Origin of the sequence: Thermocatellispora tengchongensis (genome assembly GCF_014202315.1) — a bacterium.
Taxonomy (GTDB): Bacteria; Actinomycetota; Actinomycetes; order Streptosporangiales; family Streptosporangiaceae; genus Thermocatellispora; species Thermocatellispora tengchongensis.
On record NZ_JACHGN010000001.1, the window covers coordinates 491602 to 512552 of the forward strand.

Consider the following 20951-nt stretch of genomic DNA (forward strand, 5'->3'; position numbering starts at 1 on the left):
GTGGTGCGAGGACCCGTGGGAAGGGGGATACGCGCACGGGGATTCCTCCGTTCTGGTCGAACGTGTGGACGAGGGACGGTGGATGCGGCGGGCACATCCCTTTCTAGTCTTACTCTAAGTCGCCGATCAGACACGATCTGTTGCACGATCGGGTGAAGATTTTCGGAGGCGGGGGCGGCCGCGTACGTACGAAAACGGCGGAGGCGGTCATATCACCCGCCTCCGCCGTCACGTCCCGCGCTCAATGCGCGGGCGCGAGTACGCGCTCAGCGCCGGCCGCAGTCGTTCGCCCGCGTCCGGTCGCCGAACCGGCTCGCGAACCAGTCCGCGACCTGCATGGCCTGGTGGAACTCGTGCATCGTGCCGCCTGTCTCGCGCTGTGGCTCCTCCTGCCGGACGTCCACCTCGGCGCCGCACAGCTTCGACCCGATCGCCTGGGGCGACAGCTCGCGCAGTTTCTCCAGATCGCCCGCCTTGTAGCCGTCCTGTAGGTACATCGACGTACCCTGCGGCTGCTCGTAGCGGTTCAGGATGGCGTTCACCGTCTCATCGACGTGCCGGAGGCCGGAGTCCTGGACGGACGGCGAGGCCGCGCCGGCGCCGGTCGCGAGGCGGGCGTCGCCGGTGGACATGTCCATGAACTGCGGCGTCCGTCCCACCTGCGCCGGGCATCCGGTACGCGCGGCGCCGATGACGACGAAGTGGCGGCCGAGCTCAGGCGCGTACGCGCGCTGGAGCATCACCGGCCACCACGGGCTCAGGGAGCGGTAGTAGTAGTACCCCCACAGACCCCATGGACCGTCGAACGGGATGAACGGGTCGCGGGGCTGGGCGTCCGCCTGGGGCCTCTGTGTGCCGAGGCCGAGGCCGAGGTCGAGGCCGAGGTCGAGGTTGAGCAGCGAACGCGACGCGGTGGTGAGGGCGGCCGAGGCCGCCGAGGTCACCGCCGCCACCGGGCTCGTCGGCGCCTCGGCCGCGGGAGCCGCGGAGGCGGAGAGAGTCCGGCTGAGCTGGCGTGCGGCGCGTACGGCGTCGAGCGCGTTCAGGCCGCTCGTCGCGTGCTCCACGGTACGCGGTGCGGCCGGGCGGCCCGGCTCGGACGCGGTCACGGTGACCGGCTCGTCCGGGATGACCACCGCGAAGCCCTTGTTCAGCAGCGCCGACACCTGGAGCGTGTCCGCCATCCGCGCACCGTACGACCACATCGGCGTCGAGGCCGTCATGGCGCCGGCGCACTCGGCCGCGTTGCCCCTCGTGTACACGACGAGCGGACGCGTGGTGGTCGGGTAGGGCGCCTGCGGCACCAGCACCTGCGCGGTCGCCGGCACGTACCTGATCTGGAACCGCCGGGATTCGGTGATCCCCAGCGGGTCGGTGGCGATCGGCTCGGCCACCCGGCTGCGGTATCTGATCAGATACACCTCCGTATCGGGGTACCAGCGCGACTGCTGCGTGGCGGCCGTGAGCATCATGGCGAGCGTGTCGGGGCGCAGCATCGTCAGCGCCTCGATGAACCGTGCCGTCTCGGGTCCGAGCAGGACGGTGAGCAGGTCCATGGGCAGGTCCCGCGCGACCGACCCGAGAGTCCGGGCCGATGCGGCGTTCTGGGCGGACGCGAGCCGCTGTGCGGACCCGGTGCCCTCGGCCGTTGCGCGGCGCTCGGCCGTGCGGTCGTCCGTGCCGGAGTCGTCGTCCGCCGGGTCGCCGCCCGGGATCACGTCCTGGACGACCTTCGTGGTCTCCTCCAGCATCGACATGACGCGGTCGGCGAACCCGCCCGTCTGCCCGCCCGCGGCCCTGGTCGCGAGCAGCCTGTCGAGCAGGGGCGCGACCGTCTTGGCCGCCTCTACCTCCGACTGAGTGGTGGTGGGGCCGGCGTTCGCCTTACGTCCCGATACGGAATGGTCCGAGGTGACCTGGCCGGACTGGCCGGACTGGCCGGGCGTTCCGGACTCGACGGCTTCCTGGAACGCGGGGTCGGCGACGATCTGGCTGATCGTGCGCGACTTGACGATGTTCTCGCGGTTCCGGCCGTCCTTGCTCCGAGGGCCCCAGAAGTCCAGCAGCTCGCCCAGCGGCCCCTGCTTGAAGGCCGGGTCGGCGGCCGGGTCCCACCTGTAGAAGGGGGTGATGTCGGCGTTCCCCCCTACGGTGGAAACGGGCGGCTCGTACGAGGCCGCAACGGCAGATGACGGATATGTGGTGACAAATGTCCCCGCCATTACCGTGCTCGTCACAACCATGGCGACCCCCCACACGGGAAGGCGTCGCGGGTGTATCATGTATCTCCTCCGGGACTGAGAATGGTCAAGCACGAAGCGGCCGTAGTCGAAAGCCTGATCACCCAATTCGACCCGAAAACGAGTGCTGTCTCGCACATCCTCCGAGTGACACTTACAGCCTAGAAAGCATTCGCGGTCACTTGTGCCGATTGTCCGCCTTGTCGTGATGGCAACGAGCGGCTGACGTGCGGAAAGCGGGCGTCCTGCCGAAGCGTGCGGTTCCTCGCGACATGGCGTTCGCGACTCCGCTTCCCAATGCCACTAATTTTGGCATGCGGGCGCATGGAGTCGCGATCCTGGCATACCTCAATTGATGCGGATTAACCCCAAACAGTTTTCCTGATATCCCCAAGAAGCAGCCTTAAGTGCCCGCTTCGGCCGCCTGTTGGTCCGCTTATTTGTGCAAATGACCCGAAATTTCGTGTGCGGTCAGGCGGGCGCGAATGTGGTGGCGGCGGGCGTACGAATGCGGGCGGCTCACGCTCAAATCCACCAGCGCATGCAATATGCCCAACTGTGCCGCCGACAACCCGAAAGGCTTGATGTCGCCGATGTCCTGATGTCCGCGCGTCCGCCCGGTCCGGGCGTCCGCGGCTCTCGATGGCGGACTGAGTCCGTACGTACCCGCCTGCGGCCGTACGAGTCAGACCGCTTCTGGTGGGCTGAAGGCGCCCGGAAGGTGCCCGAAGGCCGCCGGATGGCGCCCGAAGACGCCCGAAGACCCCCGGAATGCGCCCGGATGGCTCCCGAAGGCGGCTGAAAGAGGGCTGAAGGCGGCCGGAGGGAGGCGAGAGCTTCAGAAAGCCGTACGAACCGTGAAAGAGTCCCCGCACCGAGAGGAGCGCAGCCGCCGGATCCCCGTCCCCCGAGCCCCCTGCCCCAGGTCCCCCCTCGTAGGACCTGGGGCCCGTCCTAATCGGCGGCTAGTTGTTCGGCCTCCTCGTGCAGCGCCCACGTCAGGAGCAACTCCAGCCGGAGCTCCGCATCAAGGAGGTCGGTCACGAGGTCGCGCATCGTGGCCTCCCTGACGGAGGTTGGGCCTCCCTGGCCAGTAGGACGTGCGGGGGCCGATACAGGTTGACCGAAACCGCCAAACCGCTGGGGCCCAAGTTGCGCCCGGTGGAGAAGGTGAAATCCGATCGCGATGCAACAGAACCGACCCCACGAACGTCCTTGGGGCGTGGATTTCGAGGAGTTCGTGCGAGCTCGCGGAAGCGCGCTGTACCGCTACGGGTTCGTGCTGACCGGCAACGCCGAGGACGCAGCCGACCTCGTTCAGGAGGCGTTGCTCCGCCTGAGCGACACGTGGTCGCGCGTGCGCAGGAAAGACGATCCCGAGGGATACGTACGCACGATCATGGCGCGGCAGCACATCAGCTGGTGGCGCCGCCGAAAGCGCGAGCACCTCGTGGCCGCGGTGCCCGAAGGCACCATGACCGACGCCGGCGTCGATCGCCTCGCCGCCGACACCGGCCTGTGGGCCGAGCTGGCGGCATTACCCAGGCGGCAGCGTGCCGTCCTGGTCCTCCGCTACTACGAAGACCTGTCCGACCAGGAGATCGCCAAGATCCTCGGCATCTCGTGCGGCACCGTGCGCAGCCAGGCATCCAGAGCCCTGGCGGCACTCCGCGTACGCTCGGCGGCCCACGCCGCCGTGCTCCAGCCGGGAAAGGCGTCATGACCGACCGAGCTCCAACCGAAGCAGCCACCACGAACCGAGCTTCAGCCGGGAACGCACCATGAGCCACGACCACGACCACGACTACGACGACGAACACGACAGACACACCCAGGGCAGACGCGACCGCCCCCTCAACGGCCACGACCATCCTCACGACGGAAGCGGCCGCCCCCACAGCGGACACGGCCACGACGTCCACGACGGCCACGTCCATGACGGAAGCGGGCGCGATGGACGCGACCGCGCCGGAGACGGGCGCGACAGATACGACAGAGGCGACCGCGACGGAGGCGGTCGCGACAGGCGCGAGCACGACAGGCACGAGCACGACAGACGCGAGCACGACAGATATCGCCACGACAGCACCGAGGCCGAGCTGGTCCGCACTTTGGCGAGGGCCGCCGAGGCCGCTCCCGAGCCCATCGGCGACCTCGCGGCCATGGTGGCGGCCCGCCGCAGGACGCGTACGCGTCGGCGTGCGCAGTCCGCGCTCGCGGTCGCCGGGGTGGTCACGGTCATCGCGGCGGGCAGCGCCGTGACGGGAGTCTTCTCCAACAGGGGCGGAGAAGACCACGTCACGGCCGCCGACAAGTCCCGTACGACCGCCACCGCCACGGTCACGCCCACCGCCACGGCCACTTCCACAGGCAGCGGCGAGCTGACGGCCACCATGAGTCCTCCGCCTGCCGACGGCGCCGATGCGTCCGTCCCCAAGGCCGCCGAGGTGTGGCCCGGCGCGGTGTCCACGATCCCGGCCGCCGCCGGAGACGGATGGCGCTACCGTCCGGTGGACGCGTTGAGCCCGACCCAGATCCTGCTGTCCGCCGAGTCGTCCTTCGAGAAGGCGGGCCGGCTGGAGGTCTACGACACCGCCGCCAAGCGGGCCACCGTGCTGACGGAGCTGCCCGCGCCGGAGGGCGTCAAGGGCTACTTCGTCCAGCGCACCGAGGTGGGCCCCGGTCACATCGCCTGGTACGGCACGACGCCCAACGACGACACCGATTGGGCCGACGTGTGGGTCGTCCCCCGTTCGGGAGGCGAGCCGACCCGGCTGGCCGAGCTCACCGGCGCCCGCTCGCGGATCGACGCCATCGGCGTGTCCGAGGGCCATGTCTACTGGTCGGTGGCCTCGGGCGGGATCTACCGTGTCCCGATCTCCGGTGGCACCCCCGAGCCGGTCGCCGGCACCGAGGGGCTGCACCTGCGGGAGTATCCGTGGGCGAGCGACGTGTCGGAGTACGGCGACTTCGACAAGAACCAGACCTTGCTGGTCAACGTCGAGACCGGCGAACGGCGCCAGATCGACGCCGTGGGCCGGACCAACGTGCGGTGCGGCTCCACCTGGTGCGTCGGGACCGAGGCCGGCAGGAAGGCCGTCGCATGGCGCCTGGACGGCTCCGGCGCCCGTTCCGTGCCCGGCACTTCCCCGTTCGGCCAGGGGATCCACCTCGGCCGGTTCGTGCCCCTGAGCACCACCGGCATCTACGATCTGGCGACCGGCACGCAGGCGCGGATCGGCGCGACCCGCGACGACGGCGGGACCAGCCTGGGCCACGGCACGTCCTCCTCGCCCAGCGCCATCTTCTACTGGGAGGCCGGCACGGTGAAGACCAAGGAGGTCTGCCGCACGATCAGCGAGCGCGAGGTCGAGCAGATGGAGCTGCCCGAGGGCGCCAAGGGGCCGACCCCGGGCACCGAGGAGTGCCACCGAGAGGAGGCGCAGAAGCCGAAGGAGTACGAGGTCCTCAATCTGGCCGCGGTCCCACCGGCGGAATAAAGTTCGGGTTATGAGGATCTTCAAGGATCTGGCCGAGCTCAAGGCGGCCAAGGGCGAGCATCTCGGCTACACCGAGTGGCGTACGGTGAGCCAGGAGCAGGTCAACCAGTTCGCCGACGCGACCGACGACCACCAGTGGATTCACGTCGATGTGGAGAAGGCGAAGTCCGGCCCGTTCGGCGGCACGATCGCCCACGGCTACCTGAGCCTCGCCCTTCTCCCGTCGTTCATGACCGAGCTCTTCCGGGTCGGCGGCCTGAAGATGGGCATCAACTACGGCCTGAACAAGGTCCGGTTCCCGTCCCCGGTGCCCGTGGGCTCCCGCATCCGCGCCGGCGCCGAGATCCTCGACGTCAAGGGCACCCCGTCGGGCACGCTCTCCATCCTCCGCCTGACCGTGGAGGTCGAAGGCGCCAAGCGCCCGGCCTGCGTGGCCGAGTCCCTGTCCCTCTACGTCCCCGCCGACGACGACCCCTCACCGGAATCCGCGACAAGTTCGGAGTAGTAGATGGCCGCCTGAACCCGGCTGCGCAGCCCCAGTTTGTTCAGCACCCGGCTGACGTGCGTCTTGGCCGTGGCCTCCGCCATGTTCAGCTCGCGAGCGATCTCCGCGTTGGACAGGCCGCGTCCGACGCACGCCAGCACCTCCCACTCCCGAGGAGTGAGCGCCCCGGCCGCCCCGGCCTGTTGCTGCGCCATGCCCCCGGTGATTGCGGACGGTACGGCGGCGTCGCCATACGGCTCACCTGCCCGATATGTCCCGGTCTCGCCGTGTGAGCCGTAAGGCGGATACATGCTGGTATCGCCGGGTGTGCCGGCGGCCGGATGCATCCTGGCGTCGCCGGGTGTGCCGGAGGCTGGATGCATCCTGGTGTCGCCGCCTGTGCCCGCGGCCGGATACGTCCCGGTCTCGCTACCTGAGTCGGCGGCCGGATGGGGCCCGGCCGTGGGGCGCGCGGGAGCACCCGGTGCGGACCCGGCATGAGTCGTCCCCGCTTCCGGGCGCGCCGCGGACCCGGATGGAGGTGCACCCCCCGCCGGCGTCGCGGACCCAGATGGAGCTGCACCTCCCGCCGGCGTCGCGGCCCCAGATGCGTCCGCGCCCCCCGCTGACGCCGCCGCCCCAGATGCGCCCGCGCCCCCTGCCCGCGGCACGGATCCCGAAGCGGCTCCACCCCCTGCCGGCGCCGTGGACCCGGAAGCGACTGCGCCCCTTGCCGGTGTCGCGGACTCCGGTGGGACCGTGGCCTTCGCCGGTGCCGCGGCGCCCGGGGCCGGGCTGGGCCTCGATGCCGGGCCGGGCCTCGACACCGGCGTGGACCTCGGTGGGATCGCGGATCCAGGCAACGCCGTGCCGACACCCGCAGGTCCTGAACGCGGGCCACCCGCCCCTCTCCCTCGCTCCGTGGCGAACGCCTTGATCAGCCGCCGGGTCACCGACGGCGAGACGATGCCGTCCCCGCGCGCCACGACACGTACGGCATCGATCAGGGCCTGTGCGTCGGTGTTCTTGAGCAGGAAGCCGGCCGCCCCTGCCCGCAGCGCCCCGAACACGTACTCGTCCAGGTCGAAGGTCGTCAGGATCAGCACGTCGGTGATGCCTGCGAGCCGCTGGGTGGCCGAGATTCCATCCATCCGGGGCATCCGGATGTCCATCAGCACGACATCGGGGCGCAGTTCGTTCGCCATGGCGACCGCGGCCTCCCCGTCGGCGGCCTCGCCCACGACCTCGATGTCGTCGGCACCGCCCAGGATCAGCACGATCCCGGCCCGCACCGCCGCGTGATCGTCCGCCACCAGCACCCGTACGGGCGCGTTCTCACTCACCGGAACCACCCCTGGCGCCGCCGAGCCCCCAGAGCCCGTCCCCGCCGTCCTGAAGCGGCAATTCCCCCCGAACCCGCCACCCGTCCGAGCACGGCCCGGCCTCCAGGGTGCCCCCTACCAGCGCGGCCCGCTCTCGCATGCCCACGATTCCGGCGCCCGCTCCGGGCAACTCCCCGGGGGCACCGGCCCGGCGCACCGGATTGGCCACGGCCACCACCACGCTCCGCTCCCGGTACTCCACGATCACGCTCGCTTCCCTGCCGTCCCCATGCTTGAGCACATTGGTCAGTGCCTCCTGCACGATCCGATAGCCGGCGAGGTCCACGGCCGCGGGCAGGTCGCGGGGTGTGCCGGTGACCTCCAGGCGCACCTCGACCCCGGCCAGCCGGGCCCGCTCCACCAGTTCACCGACATCGGCGACGCGGCGCCGTACGACATCGGCGGAAGCGTCGTCGTCCCCCTCCTGCCGGAGCAACTGGATCATGGACCGCATCTCCGCCATCCCCTGAACGCCGTTCTCCCGGATGCTCTCCAGCACCTTCCGTACGGTCGCGGCGTCCAGGTCGGATCGCGACAGGACACCCGTGGCCTGTATGGCGATGGCGCTGAAGTGATTCGCGATCAGGTCGTGCAGCTCGCGCGCCATCCGTGTACGCTCCTCGTTCACCGCCGCCCGCCGGTCGAGCTCCGCCAGCCGCGCCACCTGCTCCGCCCGCGTCCGCTCGGCCTCCGCCTGCTCGCGATGTTGCCGAATGATCACCGCCGTCAGCACCGGCGTGGTCAGCACCAGCCCTGCCTGCACCGCTGCGACGGCGAGCACCCGCCAGTCCCCGGCGACCACCCAGGCCCCGGCGCCCACCACCACCGCGAGCACGGCCGTGATCCTCAGCATCCACCGGACGATCGCCCGCGGCCCGTACAGCGTGGCGGCGTACAGGTTGTCGGTGAACACCAGCACCGTCCCCAACGACGGCCCGACCACCAGATCCCCGCTGATCCCCACGAGCCCCAACCCCAATGCCACCAGCGGCGCCCGCCGCCGCACCGCGACCGCCGCACACACCGCCACCAGCGGTGGCACCAACATCCACTCCTCGACCCCGCGCCGCATGTAGGCGTCCCCCGCCAGCAGGACCAACCCCCCGGCAAGACATCCCAGGGCCAGCCACACGTCCCGCTTCATGCCTCCACCCCATCACGCCCCGGGACCACCCCGCCTCCCCACCACGCACGATCCCGCTACACCGAACGATGTACGCCGACCGGGGGCCGGCAGCAGTTGGCTCTACCACCTGAGCGCATGCGGTACAGTTGTCTTCGTCGCCCCGCCACCCAGGCGAAGGCAACACACCACCAGCGGCCGTAGCTCAATGGATAGAGCATCTGACTACGGATCAGAAGGTTAGGGGTTCGAGTCCTCTCGGCCGCGCACAGCAGAAAGGCCCGCTACTAGGGGAAACCTGGAGCGGGCCTTCGTGTTTGTCAGGACACAGGTCGTGCAGCCGGGCATGCGGTAGCGGCGCGTCCGGGTGGGCCTTGTTGTAGCGCTTGATCAGGATCGGGAAGAGCGAGCTGACCGTATCGGGATGGATCGGCTCGCCCCAGGCGGTCGTGAACACGTGGTCATCGGCTCCACGCCACTCGGGGCCGACCGCGAGTTTGTCGGCGGCCTGCATCCTGCGCTGGTCGCGGAGGACCCGGACCGTGCCGTCGTCAAGGCTGACGATGCGTTCCCTGCCGCTCTTGGTGGTCCCCTCGACGCGCTCACCGTCGATGAACGCGGCCGACCCCGTGATGACCAGCTGCTTGCCGTCGAGGTCCACGTCCGACCACCGCAGGTGGAGAAGCTCGCCGCGACGGGCCCCGGTGTAGGCCGCCAGATGGAGGAATACCCATAGCCGGTGCTCACGGGCGTGCAGGAGAAAGGCTTTGAGCTGGTCCGTCGTCCAGACAGTGCCAGGCTCGTGCGTCTCACGGCGGGGACGCTTGGCCCTCTCGACCGGGTTGGACGGAAGCAGCTCGTCGACGTTCACCGCGTCGCGGAACGCCTTCCGGAGGACGGCGTGGACGTAGTCGATGGTGCGGGAGGAGAGCGGCCGGCCGTTCCTGCCGCCACCGGCCATGAGGTCCCTGTACAGCTTCGTGATCGTAGAAGGGCGCACGGCCTGAAGGCGGAGGTCACCGACGCGCGGCTTGACGTACCGGTCGAGCAGGTACCGGTAGTCCGCGAGCGTCTTGGGCTTGATCTCGACGGCGTGAGCCTCGATCCACTCGGTGAGGTATTCGGCGACGGTGATGGTGTTGCGGTCGATGTACTCGCCGCGCCTGGCCTTGACCCGCGCCTCGTCACGGGCGGCCTTGGCGTCGTCCTCCGTGGCGAAGCCGCCTACCCAGCGGGGCCGGCTCTCGCCGGTCTCCGGGTCCCTGACGCGGACGACGTAGGACCAGGTGGTTCCGCGTTTCACCACGCCGTCGCGGAGCTTCGGGGTCTTCTTGCGGGGACGCTTGTCCGGGCTGTCTGCGGGGGTGCTGGTCATGCCGCGTCCTCCTTTTCCACGAGGCGGGTGATGTAGTCGGTCAGGGCGGTGACGGGGATGCGGCGGGAGCCGTCGATGCGGATCGAGGCGAGAGCGCCGGTGGCGAGCAGTTGGTAGAGCTTGCTGCGGGAGATGGCCAGGGCGTTGGCCGCCTCAGGGACGGTGAGGAGGAGTCGCGTCATGGGCGGCCCCCGGGCAGCGGGGTTCCGGTGAGCGCGGCTGTCAGGAGCAGGTCGCCGGCGGAGTGGCCCTTGCCGGCGTACTGCCACTCGCTGATGACCAGGACGGTGTCCTCGTCGAAGAGCGGGAGGCGGCCGGTGGTGATGTCGTCGGTGCGGGCGTGGTGTTCGCGGGCCGCTCGCAGGTCGCCGAGGGTGGGGCCGTAGTGGCGGGAGCGGGTGGAGAAGTGGCCGCGGAAGCCGAGCATGTGGGCCCACTGGGTCAGGCGGAGGTCGGCCAGGGCCTCGATGGCGCCCAGGCGGAGGCATTCGGTGATGAGGCGGCGTGCGTGGTCGCGCAGGTTGTAGGCGTCGAGGTTGTCGAGGGGGTTGACGCGGCGGTCCAGGGTGCCGACGCATTCGGCGGCTTTGGTGGCGTACTTGGCGATGTAGCCGGCGACGGCCTGTTCGGTGAGGTCGCCGGTCAGCGTGATGGGGCGGGTGTCGAGCTGGGTGCCCCACTTGAACAGGCGGGCAGGCTGGCCCTCGTGAGCGGGGACGAGGGCGCTGACGACGCGGGCGGCGTGGTGGACGGCGTCGGTCAGGGTGTCGGTGGTGGCCCAGGGCGGTGGTGGTGCGGTGGGGCCGCCGGGGCCGTCGAGGCGGATGACGGCGTGGAAGTGGACGGCGCCGCGCCGCTGGTACTCGGCGACCTTGGCGAAGGAGACGGTCAGGTGATGGCGCAGATCCTTGAGGGGCAGCCCGCCGGCCTTGGCCAGGTGGCGGCGGAGGGAGTCGGCGAAGCGCTTCCACAGCAGCGGGGCCAGAGCGTTGAACAGGACCGAGCCGGTGTAGTCGTAGCAGTCGGGGCAGAGCGGTTCGCCGAGGCGCGGGTCGTCGGGCGCGTGCTTGGTCGTGCAGGACAGCGTGTGGCCGTGCGGGCAGGTGGCGGCGTCGCGGCGGGGGTGGCAGGGCAGGGCCTTGCCGTTCTGCTCGCGGCGTGCGTGGACGGGGCCGAAGGAGGGGGCGGTGAGGGTGACGAACAGGGTCGGGTGTGCGGTGACGGTTTCCGGGACGCCTTTGCCGCCGATGAGGCCGGCGCGGATGAGGTGGTAGGTGTCGGCGCGGTAGACCTCGGCGCAGGACGGGCAGCGGGAGGCGCGGCGGGTCTTGCAGGGCAGGCGCAGAACGCCGTCAGGTTCGGTACGGGTGGTGTAGCGGTGCAGGAGCCGGCCGGTGGCCTGGTCGTAGTGTTCGACCTTGCCGCGTAGGTGGATGGGCTGGCGGCAGCCGCCGGTGCGGTGGACCTGGGCGGCCCAGCGGTCGTAGTCGGGGCTGTTGAGCCGGGTGATCATACCCGTGAGGGCGTGCGGGTTGGTGGTGCGGGCGGGCAAGATGGAGACCTCCTTTCACTCGTTCGGGTGAGGGGATGGCCCCCGACCTGGCGTTCGTCTTGGCGGATGTGCGGCCAGGCCGGGGGCGCCGCGCGTTTCAGGCGCCGTAGTCGTCGATGCCGGTGCCGTCGCAGTCGCGGCACCGCTCGCGGTCGTCGTCCAGGCCGGTGCCGTTGCAGGTGCAGCAGCGGTAGCGGATCACCGGCAGGGGTTCGGGCACGGGGTTACCTCCTTTCGCGTGGGCGGGTGGTCAGGTAGACGCGCCAGTGGTGGGGCCTGCCGCGGTCGGGGTAGACGCGGGAGACGGCGCAGATGGTGAAGTGCAGGCGGAGCCGGAACAGGGCGTCGATGATCTCGGCTCGGGTGCCGTCGATGCGGATACGCATGATCGGGTTCTCCGTTCGTGGTCAGGTGGCGGGTGCGGGATCGGGGTGGGCGTCGAGGAAGTCGGCCAGGGCGCGGAGGCCGGTGATGATGGCGGTGCGGTCGTCGGTCATGTGGGTCTCCCTTCGTCAGGTGGTGCGCAGGGTGTGGAGCAGGTCGGTGGCGAGCTGGTCGGAGACGCCGAGGCGGGTGCGCAGGGCATCGCCGGTGATGGGGGTGCCGTGCCGGGCGTGGTGTTCGTCGGCGATGCGGCGGGCGTAGTCGATCAGGGCCGGGGCCGGTCCGCTGCGGCGTTCGTTCTGGGGGACCGGAGTGGGCGCGGGGTGGGGAGTGGTGGCGCGGCGTTCCAGCATCGAGACGGCGATGAGGAAGGCGGCGGCCGGGGTGGCGCCGGTGATCCAGCCCCATACCGTCGGGTCGGCTTGTTCGAGGTTGGCGGCCAGGGACAGGGCGATGCCGCCGGTCAGGACGAGGACGGGCCAGGAGATCGGGCCGTTGCGCCGGCGGCCGGTCTGCTTGTCGCGTTGGCGTTCGCGGGCGGCCATGACGCACGTCAGGTCGATGCAGATGGCGACGGCCCAGGACATCCAGCCGGTCTGGCCGTGTTCGGTGGCGGTGTCGCGGATGTGGGTGAACGATCCGGCGCCGGCGATGGCGGCCAGGACGAGCACGGGGCCGGTGTCGAGGAGCCAGCGGGTGATGCGTCGCATCGTGCACCCTCCTTTCGGTCAGGCGTGGGCGTGTTCGGGCAGGTGGGTGGTGATCTCGTTCCAGGACGGGGTGAGGTGGGCGTGGGTGTGGGTGGCCTGTTCGGCGGTGTGCTCGGTGACGTGGAAGGAGCGGGCGCGGTACCACTGGCCGTCCTGGGAGGCGACGATGGCCACGCCGGGTGTCTCGGCGGGGATGGCGCGGGCCGAGGCGAGGGCGGCGGGGTCGAGGTCGTCGAGGGTCATGGTGGCGGTCTCGGGGTCGTTGACCCGGTGGCAGATCCGCCCGGAGCACTGTGCCCGCAGGGCGGTGACGCCGGGGCCGAGGTCGGAACCGATGCGCTGGCCGCAGCAGAACAGGTAGATGCCAAACGCCCGCCCGAGTTGGGCGACCCGGAGCAGCGCGGTCGAGGTGCGGGCGATCTCGTCCTTCTCGCTCTTGTCGGCCATCAGGTACAGCTCGGCCAGCTCGTCGACCAGGACCACGACGGGCACCGGTCGCAGCGCGGGCGGGAGTTGCCAGATGTTGCGGGCGGCGGCCTGTCGGCACACGCCCATCCGGTCGAGCATCAGCGCGACCAGGTCATCCAGCAGCCGCCCGGCTTCCTCGCGGCAGGTGGCCAGGGCCGACAGGCGTGGTGCGTACGGGGTGAACTCCACGCCGCCCTTGAGGTCGATGCCCACCAGGGCGACCGGTTGTGGGGCCAGGCCGACGATCAGGGCGTTGGCCAGATTGGACTTGCCGGACTGTGTTGCGCCGGCGTTGAGCCAGTGCGGCACGGTGCGGAAGTCGATCATCCAGGGCCGGCCGGTTTCCAGTCGTCCCACGGTGACCTTGAGCAGGTCGGTCGAGGGCGGGAGCTGGTTGACGGTGACGAGTGGGTCGCGCATGGTCGCCGACAGGACCACCCGTCCGGGGCCGGGTGAGGAGACGCGGATGGCGTGCACGCTCCAGGAGTGGGCGAGGCGTTCGGCGGCGTCGGTGTAATCGCCGGGGGTCTGGCCTTCCAGGGTGTGGAGGGTGACGCGCCAGCCGTGCCGGGTGGGCCGTGGCAGCCACATCAGCGGTTTGGTGTCCACGGCGACCCGCTGGAAGCGGCGCCTGACGCGGACGATGCCGGTCGAGGCGATCAGGCCGGGGACGGTGGTGAACCACCAGCGCTGTCGCTTCTTGGTCAGCCCGCACCCGAGCGCCACCCGCCGCCAGGACGCCCGCACCGACAGGGCGACGAGCGGGAAGGCGGCGATCAGCCAGAACGACGGGTAGTGCCAGCGGCGCCAGGCCCACAGCCCCGCCCCGATCAGGGGAAGAGCCGCGAGCCAGGCCGGCAGGTCAGGCATCGGCGGCCTCCCGCATCGGCAGGAGCGCCGAGGCGCGGTAGGAGATGCCCCAGCGGCCGGCGATCTCCCAGACGTAGCCGAGCAGGCCGACGGCGTTGATCGGGTCGCCGGCGGTGATGGGCGGTTCGCCGGTGGTGCCGATCTTGACGAGTTCGATGCGGCCGGACTCGTCCTCGACCGAGACGGTGACCTCGTAGACGGTGTTGCCGTTCTTGTCGGTCTTGATCTCGCCGGTGTCCCGGTTGAGGACGCGGGGGCGCGGGGCCTTGACGCAGGTGATGGTGAGCTTGCCGGTGTCCACCGGGATCGGGATCGTACGCATGGCGTGATGACCTCCTTGTTCGTCCTGGTCAACATAGTTAACCTAGTTGGATCAGTTGGCGTGGCTGTCTTGGTGTGGTGAGATTGACGCGATGGTCAAGCACACCGGGCGGCCCGGCTACCTCCAGATCGCCGACGATCTCCGCGCCCAGATCCGAGGCGGCGCCCTCGCGCCCGGAACCCCGCTGCCCTCCACCGCCCAGCTCGCCGAGCAGTACGACGCCTCGCTGAGCGTGGTCAAGATGGCCGTCGGCATCCTGCGCAACGAGGGCCTGGTCATCGGCCAGCAGGGCAAGGGCGTGTTCGTCCGCGACCAGGCCGACGCCTCGGCCGGCAGCGACCTGGCCGACGAGGTCGCCGAGCTGCGCACCGCCGTACAAGACCTGTCGGCGCGCCTGGCGAAGGTCGAGGAGCAGCTTGCTACGTCCACGACACGCCGTTCCGCACGTGGCAGCCGGTGACCCTGCGGGCCAGCGACGCCGGCACCCCGTCAGCCTGACGGCGCAGGGTCATGCCCCTGTCCTCACGGCGGATGCCGACCAGCACCGTCACGTACCCGGCCAGCAGCGCCACCCCGAACACCCCGGCGACGATCAGCGGAAGCCAGCTCACGTCCAGCTCACCCTCGCCGCCACGACGGTACGAGGGCCGCGCGGAGGACGCCTGGACTCGGCCCGCCGCCGCTCGCGCCGGTTCCTGGCCCGCCGCCTGTTCGCCCAGCGCTCCCGCGCCAGGCACTTGGAGCACTGCGCCTGCCCCTCGGCCAGCGCGTTGCCGCACCAGCACGAGGGCGCCCCGTCCGGAAGCTTGATCTTGCCTGTCATCGTGCGTCCCCTCCTTCTGTCGGAAGCCGTTGTGGCTGCGTGCAACCGAGAATGCGGCGGAGCGTGAGGACGAGATCACTACACGACGGGACATGTTCAAGACGTTCGGCCTACGATGTTGCGGTCTCCGGACGTCCCCACTGGCGGGTGAGATGGCGAACGAACGGCTACGCGCGGCGCTTCTGCGGAAAGGCGTGACCATCGCCGACCTGGCCGAGGCGATCGAGGTCGATCCCAAGACCGTCGAACGCTGGATCACCAAAGGCCGCGAACCGTACCGCAAACACCGCTTCGCCACGGCCTCGTACCTGGGCGTGGACGAGTCCTACCTGTGCCCCGACGCGTTGTCCCGCGACCAGGTCGCCGCGGCCTCGCACAGCGAGGTCATCGCCGTGTACCCGCACCGCTGGACCGTTCCCCGGGACGTGTGGGGACGGCTGTTCGGCGGGGCGTCCCAGGAGATCGGCGTCCTGGTCTACAGCGGGCTGTTCCTGGCTGATGACGCAGGCCTGGTGCGGCTGTTCGCCGACAAGGCGCGGGAGGGGGTGCGGGTGCGTATCCTGCTCGGTGATCCCGACTGCGCCGAGGTCGCCCAGCGTGGCGCGGATGGGGGTGTCGGCGACGGCATGGCCCCGCAGATCCGCAGCGCCCTGGTCCTGTACCGGCCGATCACGGGGCTGGAGAACGTCGAGATCCGGCTCCACGACACGATCCTGTACAACTCGATCTACCGGGCCGACGACGAATTCCTGGTCAACACCCACGTGTACGGCGCCGGCAACGCCGCCGTCCTGCACCTGCGCCGGGTGGCCGGCGGGGACATGGTCGCCACCTACGCCGAAAGCTTCGAAAGGGTCTGGGAGCGGGCTGTCCCGGTAGGGTCCTGAGCCATGGGCCGGCGCATCGACTTCCACCACGACCCCGACGCGCCCAAGGCCAACAGCCTGGTCCCGTCGGTGAACGTCATCGTCACCAACGACGCCGGCGACCTGCTGATGATCCACCGCACCGACAACGACAACTGGGCCGTCCCCGGTGGGGCCATCGACCTGGGCGAGTCCCTGCTGCAGGCCGCCGTACGCGAGACGCTGGAGGAGACCGGCATCACGTGCGAGATCACCGGCCTGTCCGGCACCTACACCGACCCGGGACACGTGATCCTGTACACCAGCAACGGCGAGGTTCGGCAGGAGTTCTCCATCGTCCTGATCGCCCGAGCCGTCAGCGGCACGCCGACCCCGAGCAGCGAGTCACGCGAGGTCCGCTGGGTCCTCGTGATCAGGTGCTCGGCCTCCACATGGACCGGTCGATGCGCATGCGGATCGAGCACTACCTGGCCGGTGTTGGCCTGCCGCATATTGGCTGATCGCCAGCAGCACCGCCATAGTTGACGCGTCCGGCACCTGTCACCACGAGATGCCGCGGGAGCGTCGCATGCAAGGCTGGTGGGCGAACTTGTTACAAGGCGCGCTCTCTGCGGTCATCGGCGGCATCGTGGCCGCAATAACTGCTTGGGCCGTGGTCACAGCGACAAGGCGCCACGAGAGACGAGCCGCACTTGAGATCGAGGCCCGTACCAGCGCGATCGAGTTCTTCCTTCTCCTTGCTGACATAGACACCCAGCTGACCAAGGCCCTCGACAACCAGGCCACAGTGCCGCACATCACCGACAGCAAGGAATGGACGCTCAAGGCATTGAAGGCTGAGATCGCCATGTTCTCTCTCGGGCAGGAGGTGGGCAACGCGTTCTCTCAGAAGATCGGCGATCTCAGGCGCGCCCTGGAGTTGGCAGAGGGAGATAACCCTCCTAAAGAGCAGCTCGTGACGGCCTCTCTGGAGGCGCTGCATGCATGCGCTGATCATCTTGCCGAGTGGCTCATGCAGGGACGCCACAGGTCGGAATCCACGCCGACCAAGGCCAAGCTCTAACACATTGATCACGCTTTCTGGTCACGGCTGCCCTTCAATGCGGCGCTGACGCTTCTCACCGCCGCGAGGATGCACGGGGTCGCTGCGGTGATCGAACGAGAGACGAGATGCTCGGCACCGTAGCGAGAGTGGATCTCCGCCAGCCGGTCGCGTACGTCCACGCGCCGGCCGTCCGGGCTGGTGGTCATGTCGCAGTAGGTCAGCGCCCGCGCCAGGTCCGGCCGTTCGGTGTCGAACTCGGCCGCCAGCACCTCGTACAGATCCCGTTGCCGTGCCTCGTTGTCCGCGCACGAGTGGTAGGCCACCAACCGGCACAGCCGTTCCTCGGCACCGGCCACGTCACGCAGGTACCGGGCGCCGTCGAGCTGATGCATGCCCGTGTCCACCAGGTCAGGGGCGTACCCGATGTCATGCAACAGACAGGCGGCGATCAGGGTGCCGGTGTCCGGGCCGAGGAGCGGCGCCAGGCTCTCGGCCCGTTCGGCGACGCCTTGGGTGTGCGCCCAGCGCCGGGGCAAGGCGGTCTCCAGCAGATCCTTGGCCAGCCCGTACGCCCACTCAACCTGTCCCACACGCCACACAATAGGCATCCGGGACCGAACCGGGTCAGACGACGCGGCCAGACGTCCCAGGACGTCTCACCCTCGCTGCTCGCCCTGCTCACGGACGAACCGGCCACGGCCATGCTCGGCCACCACCAGGCCCTCACGCTCCAGCACGGCCAGCGCTTGGCGCACCGTGTTGCGCGAAGCGGCGAAGCGCCGCCGCAGCGCGGCCTCACTGGGGATCGGGGCGCCGGCCGCGAGCGTTCCGCGCTCGATCTGCTCGCGGAGCGTCTCAGCGATCACCAGGTATCGGTACGGCGCCGCCGGCGCGGCCCCGCACACGATCCGCCCCTTGGCGGGGATGGTGACCAGCAGGCCCTCGTCCTCCAGGATCGCCAGCCCCCGCCGGACGGTGTTGCGCGCCACCCCGAAGGCGCGGCCCAACGCCGCCTCCGAGGGCAGCGCGCTGCCCGGCGGGAACTCACCCGAGGCGATCCGCTCCCGGAGCCGGTCGGCGATCTGCGGGTAGATTCGCCCTCCGGTCAGCCACCGGCCGGAAGCCGCCGGTTCAGCCGCGGTAGGCATCGACCATCTTGCTCAGATCGATGCGCAGCTCACCCTGCTCGCCCTCGCGCCACTGCGCCTCAGTCTCTCTCGAGCTCCGCTCGATGCTCTACATCTACCTTGGACGGATTTAACTTCTGAGTAAAGGAGCCACTCGCAGCTTCCGGATCGCCTGAACGCTTGAGGTAGCGGGTGCAAGCGACGCGAGTAGCACGTCAAGGACGAGGCGCTCCCACAGAACCGGAGTCTCAATCAAATTGCCAGCGAAAATCGGTACCAACCTCGCTTCTTATTCCACGCTATTCCGGTCTTGTGCCACGGTGCTGGGATGAGCCATAGGTGCGTTATAGGGGCGACAAGAGTAGGAGGCATCGTAGGGACAGTAGCGAGCTCTGTGTGATCTTCGAGAGATCGCCATACAGGCCAATCAACGCTGTTCATGTGTGCGTAAACAGCTAGATGCGCCTCGACGCTCTCCGTAGAAGCGAGTTTCGATCGGTTGTCCTGATTGGCTGTATCCGCCATAAAGGCGTCTATCCACTGCACTACAGCGTCGGCTGACCAATTCCAGACTCCACCGCCGAGCTCCATCATCAAGCCGATCCGCGGGCCATAGGGTCCTATAGGTATCGCATCAGCGCTACGGACTCCCAGAGCGCGGAGTCGGCGAGCAGTGTTGGCGCGGTGCTGAGCCCCTACTACTCCATGACGACGGTCGACATCCCATGTCTGCACCTGACACTCGTCAAACCTCGAAACGTTCCATTTTTCTAGAGTGGACAAGAGGCCTTCCGCCTGTTTGTGCAAAAGCTTCAACGGTGGCTTCGAGATTGTATGAAGAATCCACGAGTTACGCAGGCTAGATGCCTCCCAAAAGCCATCATCAAACTTTGGAAGGCTATTCAGGGTCCCAAGCGCTTCACCGTCCACATCGGAAGTGACTTCGACGGGGGCGGGCGGGCGGTCCGGGTAAATGATCTGCAAGTCGTGCATGCTTGTTCTGGACTGATCATCATGCTGGACTACCGGAACCCCGAGGGTTTGCTCAATGCTAGCTCTGGCAAGTTCTTCTGTAGGAGATAGCTGAATACGCTTCTTTGGCATGACCAAATCATACAGCATATTTTTGAAATCGCTCATCAAAACATAGCGACATTCCACGCGTAGTGGAGGAATCAGGGGGAAATCTGAGCCATCAAACAGGAAGGTGACAGATGGTGGTATTCGGACGATTGCTGACTTCGACTCTGATCAAACCATCGGTGGCAAGGTCGTAGCGACAGTAACGTCCTCACGCGCCGACGCATCGCGCCACCATCCGCACTCGCCTGACTATGGCCTCGACTAGCTGAGCAGGACGATTGCTCCGACAGGAAAGCGGACGGTCGGGCTGCCGCGCCGCTTCCGGTGCTCGGGCCTGGCGGCCCTGCGCTCCGGGTCGGCTTGCCACCGGATACGCGGGTTGCTGTGGTCTGCTGTACAGCAGGGAAGTACAGCAACGCCGCCTCACACGGCCTGATCGTCCCGTACGGCGTTACACGGTTGAGCAGCGGCGCCGACTCTCGACCGCGGCCCTCCGCTTGACTACGGATCAGAAGGTTAGGGGTTCGAGTCCTCTCGGCCGCGCAACAGAAAAGACCCTCCGGGATCATCCCGGAGGGTCTTTTTGATCTCCGTGCGGCAGCCGCATGCAGCAACGTCCTCAAACGATCCCGCAGGCGTCGCCCGGACCCTCGTCGCAGCCCTCCGGCTGACTCGGCCGCAGATCAGCGCCGCCCTCAAGCGCCACGGCCGGATCTACCACCTGCAAGTCTGGACCGAGAAGATCCATGCCGGGCTGCGCGCCGAGCACCTGCGGTAACCCGGCACCCAGGCCCTGGTGCTGCTGGCCGTGCTGGACGCCGCCTGTGCGTCGGTCACGGCGCCGGAAGAACCACCATTGCCGCCTGCGCGCACGCGACGACGCGCTCATCGCCAGCTTCCCGGCTGGGATCTGACCGGTGCTCGACTGGTCGGCGATGTCGGCGACGACCGTTTCGCCTCGCCCTCGTCCGGATCGTGATCCCGGCGGCCAACGTTCATGGGGCACTTCCTGGCCTGCTCGGCTTTCTGGCAGCGTCACCAGGCTCGCGCGTTGATCAGCCGCCACCGCCGACGCGACCCGATCTCTCAAGGGTCGAATGTATGACTCGCGTTGGAAAGATCAACCGCCATCAACACGAATCTCCACAATCGTGGTGCCACTCGACAGCCTGGCCTCACCGGAGTAGTTGCCGATCTCGTTGATCGGAAGTTCGCGAAGGCGTTTCCTTCATGCGCTGCACGATGAAATTCGCCTAGCCCGAGTGAGTGGCCTGGACGGTGGCGAGCTCTTCCGCCGGCGGGTCGAGTCTCAGCACTTCATCGCCGCGCCCTTCGATGCTTGTCCCGACCATTCTCGTGCCGCCCTCACGATCGCACTGCCGAGGGCATCCGCGTGCGCCCGTTTCGGCCTGTCCGCTGACCGTGGCGTCGATGGAAGCGGGCCTTCGGGCAATCGCACACAATGCGTTCTTCCTCAGGAATCGCCCCTCGCTTCAGAACACTTGACAGTGACTTGACTAGTGAGTGGGCGGACGGTCACCGTCAGAACGGATCGGGGATGTTCCCTTCTTCGGCGAGGGATGGAAGGGCTAGATCG

The 20951-nt window shown here is 68.8% G+C and carries 21 protein-coding genes, 1 tRNA gene and 3 pseudogenes; 8 read left to right on the forward strand and 17 right to left on the reverse strand.

Features of this window, described 5'->3' with window-relative positions:
• Positions 1-266 precede the first annotated feature (266 nt).
• Positions 267-2222 (reverse strand): hypothetical protein, encoded by a 1956-nt coding sequence (locus HNP84_RS02500; protein WP_185047643.1) that lies wholly within the window; start codon positions 2220-2222, stop codon positions 267-269.
• A gap of 1204 nt (positions 2223-3426) precedes the next feature.
• Here HNP84_RS02500 and HNP84_RS02505 point away from each other — a divergent pair.
• Genes HNP84_RS02505 through HNP84_RS02515 form a run of 3 tightly spaced genes read left to right on the forward strand, consistent with a single transcriptional unit; the run spans position 3427 to position 6245 of the window.
• A complete protein-coding gene (locus HNP84_RS02505) occupies positions 3427-3963 on the forward strand; it encodes a SigE family RNA polymerase sigma factor (RefSeq protein ID WP_185047644.1) in 537 nt (178 codons plus the stop codon).
• 58 nt (positions 3964-4021) lie between these two features.
• Entirely contained in the window at positions 4022-5740 is a 1719-nt protein-coding gene (locus tag HNP84_RS02510) for a hypothetical protein (RefSeq protein WP_185047645.1), read from the forward strand.
• 10 nt (positions 5741-5750) lie between these two features.
• Positions 5751-6245, forward strand: coding sequence for a MaoC family dehydratase (locus HNP84_RS02515; protein WP_185047646.1), 495 nt, complete (start codon positions 5751-5753; stop codon positions 6243-6245).
• Here the strand turns inward: HNP84_RS02515 and HNP84_RS57040 are convergent.
• The 3 genes and pseudogenes from HNP84_RS57040 to HNP84_RS02530 form a co-directional block, all read right to left on the reverse strand.
• Positions 6191-6406: pseudogene (locus HNP84_RS57040) on the reverse strand (response regulator transcription factor); the annotation flags it as partial. The gene HNP84_RS02515 and the pseudogene HNP84_RS57040 sit on opposite strands and share 55 nt — an antisense overlap.
• A 702-nt stretch (positions 6407-7108) precedes the next feature.
• Positions 7109-7567, reverse strand: a pseudogene (locus tag HNP84_RS02525) (response regulator); the annotation flags it as partial.
• On the reverse strand, positions 7560-8750 hold the full coding sequence (locus tag HNP84_RS02530) for a sensor histidine kinase (protein WP_185047647.1): 1191 nt from the start codon (positions 8748-8750) through the stop codon (positions 7560-7562). The gene HNP84_RS02530 and the pseudogene HNP84_RS02525, both read right to left, overlap by 8 nt.
• A gap of 173 nt (positions 8751-8923) precedes the next feature.
• Between HNP84_RS02530 and HNP84_RS02535 the strand changes: the two genes are divergently transcribed.
• Positions 8924-8996 (forward strand) — tRNA-Arg (locus HNP84_RS02535).
• Here HNP84_RS02535 and HNP84_RS02540 read toward each other — a convergent pair.
• The 8 genes from HNP84_RS02540 to HNP84_RS02570 form a co-directional block, all read right to left on the reverse strand.
• Entirely contained in the window at positions 8962-10104 is a 1143-nt protein-coding gene (locus tag HNP84_RS02540) for a site-specific integrase (RefSeq protein ID WP_221335742.1), read from the reverse strand. The genes HNP84_RS02535 and HNP84_RS02540 overlap by 35 nt on opposite strands.
• The gene (locus tag HNP84_RS02545; RefSeq protein ID WP_185047648.1) at positions 10101-10286 is read right to left on the reverse strand and encodes a helix-turn-helix domain-containing protein; all 186 of its coding nucleotides are present in this window, start codon (positions 10284-10286) and stop codon (positions 10101-10103) included. The genes HNP84_RS02540 and HNP84_RS02545 overlap by 4 nt, the downstream gene beginning before the upstream one ends.
• Positions 10283-11617, reverse strand: coding sequence for a replication initiator (locus tag HNP84_RS02550; RefSeq protein ID WP_185047867.1), 1335 nt, complete (start codon positions 11615-11617; stop codon positions 10283-10285). Before HNP84_RS02550 ends, HNP84_RS02545 begins: the two co-directional genes overlap by 4 nt.
• Positions 11618-11753: 136 nt before the next feature.
• A complete protein-coding gene (locus HNP84_RS54680; RefSeq protein WP_281395992.1) occupies positions 11754-11876 on the reverse strand; it encodes a hypothetical protein in 123 nt (40 codons plus the stop codon).
• A gap of 4 nt (positions 11877-11880) precedes the next feature.
• On the reverse strand, positions 11881-12042 hold the full coding sequence (locus HNP84_RS02555) for a hypothetical protein (protein ID WP_185047649.1): 162 nt from the start codon (positions 12040-12042) through the stop codon (positions 11881-11883).
• Positions 12043-12168: 126 nt separating this feature from the next.
• Positions 12169-12750 (reverse strand): DUF2637 domain-containing protein, encoded by a 582-nt coding sequence (locus HNP84_RS02560; protein ID WP_185047650.1) that lies wholly within the window; start codon positions 12748-12750, stop codon positions 12169-12171.
• Positions 12751-12768: 18 nt separating this feature from the next.
• Complete coding sequence (locus HNP84_RS02565) at positions 12769-14088, reverse strand: FtsK/SpoIIIE domain-containing protein (RefSeq protein ID WP_185047651.1); 1320 nt, start codon at positions 14086-14088, stop codon at positions 12769-12771.
• On the reverse strand, positions 14081-14410 hold the full coding sequence (locus HNP84_RS02570; protein ID WP_185047652.1) for an SCO3933 family regulatory protein: 330 nt from the start codon (positions 14408-14410) through the stop codon (positions 14081-14083). The genes HNP84_RS02565 and HNP84_RS02570 overlap by 8 nt, the downstream gene beginning before the upstream one ends.
• Before the next feature lie 91 nt (positions 14411-14501).
• On the opposite strand from HNP84_RS02570, the gene HNP84_RS02575 reads away from it, so the two are divergent.
• Complete coding sequence (locus HNP84_RS02575; protein WP_185047653.1) at positions 14502-14870, forward strand: GntR family transcriptional regulator; 369 nt, start codon at positions 14502-14504, stop codon at positions 14868-14870.
• Here the strand turns inward: HNP84_RS02575 and HNP84_RS02580 are convergent.
• Together HNP84_RS02580 and HNP84_RS02585 are read right to left on the reverse strand one after the other, a co-directional pair.
• Complete coding sequence (locus tag HNP84_RS02580; protein WP_185047654.1) at positions 14830-15021, reverse strand: hypothetical protein; 192 nt, start codon at positions 15019-15021, stop codon at positions 14830-14832. The genes HNP84_RS02575 and HNP84_RS02580 overlap by 41 nt on opposite strands.
• The gene (locus tag HNP84_RS02585) at positions 15018-15233 is read right to left on the reverse strand and encodes a hypothetical protein (protein ID WP_185047655.1); all 216 of its coding nucleotides are present in this window, start codon (positions 15231-15233) and stop codon (positions 15018-15020) included. The genes HNP84_RS02580 and HNP84_RS02585 overlap by 4 nt, the downstream gene beginning before the upstream one ends.
• A gap of 152 nt (positions 15234-15385) precedes the next feature.
• On the opposite strand from HNP84_RS02585, the gene HNP84_RS02590 reads away from it, so the two are divergent.
• The 3 genes and pseudogenes from HNP84_RS02590 to HNP84_RS02600 all read left to right on the forward strand — a co-directional run bounded on the left by HNP84_RS02590 (position 15386) and on the right by HNP84_RS02600 (position 17162).
• Complete coding sequence (locus tag HNP84_RS02590; protein ID WP_185047656.1) at positions 15386-16120, forward strand: helix-turn-helix domain-containing protein; 735 nt, start codon at positions 15386-15388, stop codon at positions 16118-16120.
• Positions 16121-16123: 3 nt separating this feature from the next.
• Positions 16124-16599: pseudogene (locus tag HNP84_RS02595) on the forward strand (NUDIX domain-containing protein).
• Between the two features lie 68 nt (positions 16600-16667).
• Positions 16668-17162, forward strand: a complete 495-nt coding sequence (locus HNP84_RS02600) for a hypothetical protein (protein ID WP_185047657.1) — start codon at positions 16668-16670, stop codon at positions 17160-17162.
• 8 nt (positions 17163-17170) lie between these two features.
• Here HNP84_RS02600 and HNP84_RS02605 read toward each other — a convergent pair whose 3' ends face one another.
• The 3 genes from HNP84_RS02605 to HNP84_RS02615 form a co-directional block, all read right to left on the reverse strand.
• Positions 17171-17734: an HD domain-containing protein gene (locus tag HNP84_RS02605; protein ID WP_312923471.1), complete on the reverse strand. Its 564-nt coding sequence runs from the start codon at positions 17732-17734 to the stop codon at positions 17171-17173.
• 66 nt (positions 17735-17800) lie between these two features.
• Positions 17801-18292, reverse strand: a complete 492-nt coding sequence (locus tag HNP84_RS02610; protein ID WP_185047659.1) for a GntR family transcriptional regulator — start codon at positions 18290-18292, stop codon at positions 17801-17803.
• A gap of 1681 nt (positions 18293-19973) precedes the next feature.
• Positions 19974-20444 carry a hypothetical protein gene (locus tag HNP84_RS02615; protein ID WP_185047660.1) on the reverse strand — a complete coding sequence of 157 codons (471 nt, stop codon included), beginning with the start codon at positions 20442-20444 and terminating at the stop codon, positions 19974-19976.
• Between the last annotated feature and the right edge of the window lie 507 nt (positions 20445-20951).

What these genes read in the sequence shown, in the direction of transcription:
- HNP84_RS02555 (WP_185047649.1), bottom strand. Translation starts at nt 12,042, where the DNA reads ATGCGTATCCGCATCGACGGCACCCGAGCCGAGATCATCGACGCCCTG.
- HNP84_RS02600 (WP_185047657.1), top strand. Translation starts at nt 16,668, where the DNA reads ATGCAAGGCTGGTGGGCGAACTTGTTACAAGGCGCGCTCTCTGCGGTC.
- HNP84_RS02590 (WP_185047656.1), top strand. Translation starts at nt 15,386, where the DNA reads ATGGCGAACGAACGGCTACGCGCGGCGCTTCTGCGGAAAGGCGTGACC.
- HNP84_RS02515 (WP_185047646.1), top strand. Translation starts at nt 5,751, where the DNA reads ATGAGGATCTTCAAGGATCTGGCCGAGCTCAAGGCGGCCAAGGGCGAG.
- HNP84_RS02545 (WP_185047648.1), bottom strand. Translation starts at nt 10,286, where the DNA reads ATGACGCGACTCCTCCTCACCGTCCCTGAGGCGGCCAACGCCCTGGCC.
- HNP84_RS02585 (WP_185047655.1), bottom strand. Translation starts at nt 15,233, where the DNA reads ATGACAGGCAAGATCAAGCTTCCGGACGGGGCGCCCTCGTGCTGGTGC.
- HNP84_RS02610 (WP_185047659.1), bottom strand. Translation starts at nt 18,292, where the DNA reads ATGCCTACCGCGGCTGAACCGGCGGCTTCCGGCCGGTGGCTGACCGGA.
- HNP84_RS02565 (WP_185047651.1), bottom strand. Translation starts at nt 14,088, where the DNA reads ATGCCTGACCTGCCGGCCTGGCTCGCGGCTCTTCCCCTGATCGGGGCG.
- HNP84_RS02575 (WP_185047653.1), top strand. Translation starts at nt 14,502, where the DNA reads ATGGTCAAGCACACCGGGCGGCCCGGCTACCTCCAGATCGCCGACGAT.
- HNP84_RS02540 (WP_221335742.1), bottom strand. Translation starts at nt 10,104, where the DNA reads ATGACCAGCACCCCCGCAGACAGCCCGGACAAGCGTCCCCGCAAGAAG.
- HNP84_RS02550 (WP_185047867.1), bottom strand. Translation starts at nt 11,617, where the DNA reads ATGATCACCCGGCTCAACAGCCCCGACTACGACCGCTGGGCCGCCCAG.
- HNP84_RS02570 (WP_185047652.1), bottom strand. Translation starts at nt 14,410, where the DNA reads ATGCGTACGATCCCGATCCCGGTGGACACCGGCAAGCTCACCATCACC.
- HNP84_RS02510 (WP_185047645.1), top strand. Translation starts at nt 4,022, where the DNA reads ATGAGCCACGACCACGACCACGACTACGACGACGAACACGACAGACAC.
- HNP84_RS02530 (WP_185047647.1), bottom strand. Translation starts at nt 8,750, where the DNA reads ATGAAGCGGGACGTGTGGCTGGCCCTGGGATGTCTTGCCGGGGGGTTG.
- HNP84_RS02560 (WP_185047650.1), bottom strand. Translation starts at nt 12,750, where the DNA reads ATGCGACGCATCACCCGCTGGCTCCTCGACACCGGCCCCGTGCTCGTC.
- HNP84_RS02505 (WP_185047644.1), top strand. Translation starts at nt 3,427, where the DNA reads ATGCAACAGAACCGACCCCACGAACGTCCTTGGGGCGTGGATTTCGAG.
- HNP84_RS02500 (WP_185047643.1), bottom strand. Translation starts at nt 2,222, where the DNA reads ATGGCGGGGACATTTGTCACCACATATCCGTCATCTGCCGTTGCGGCC.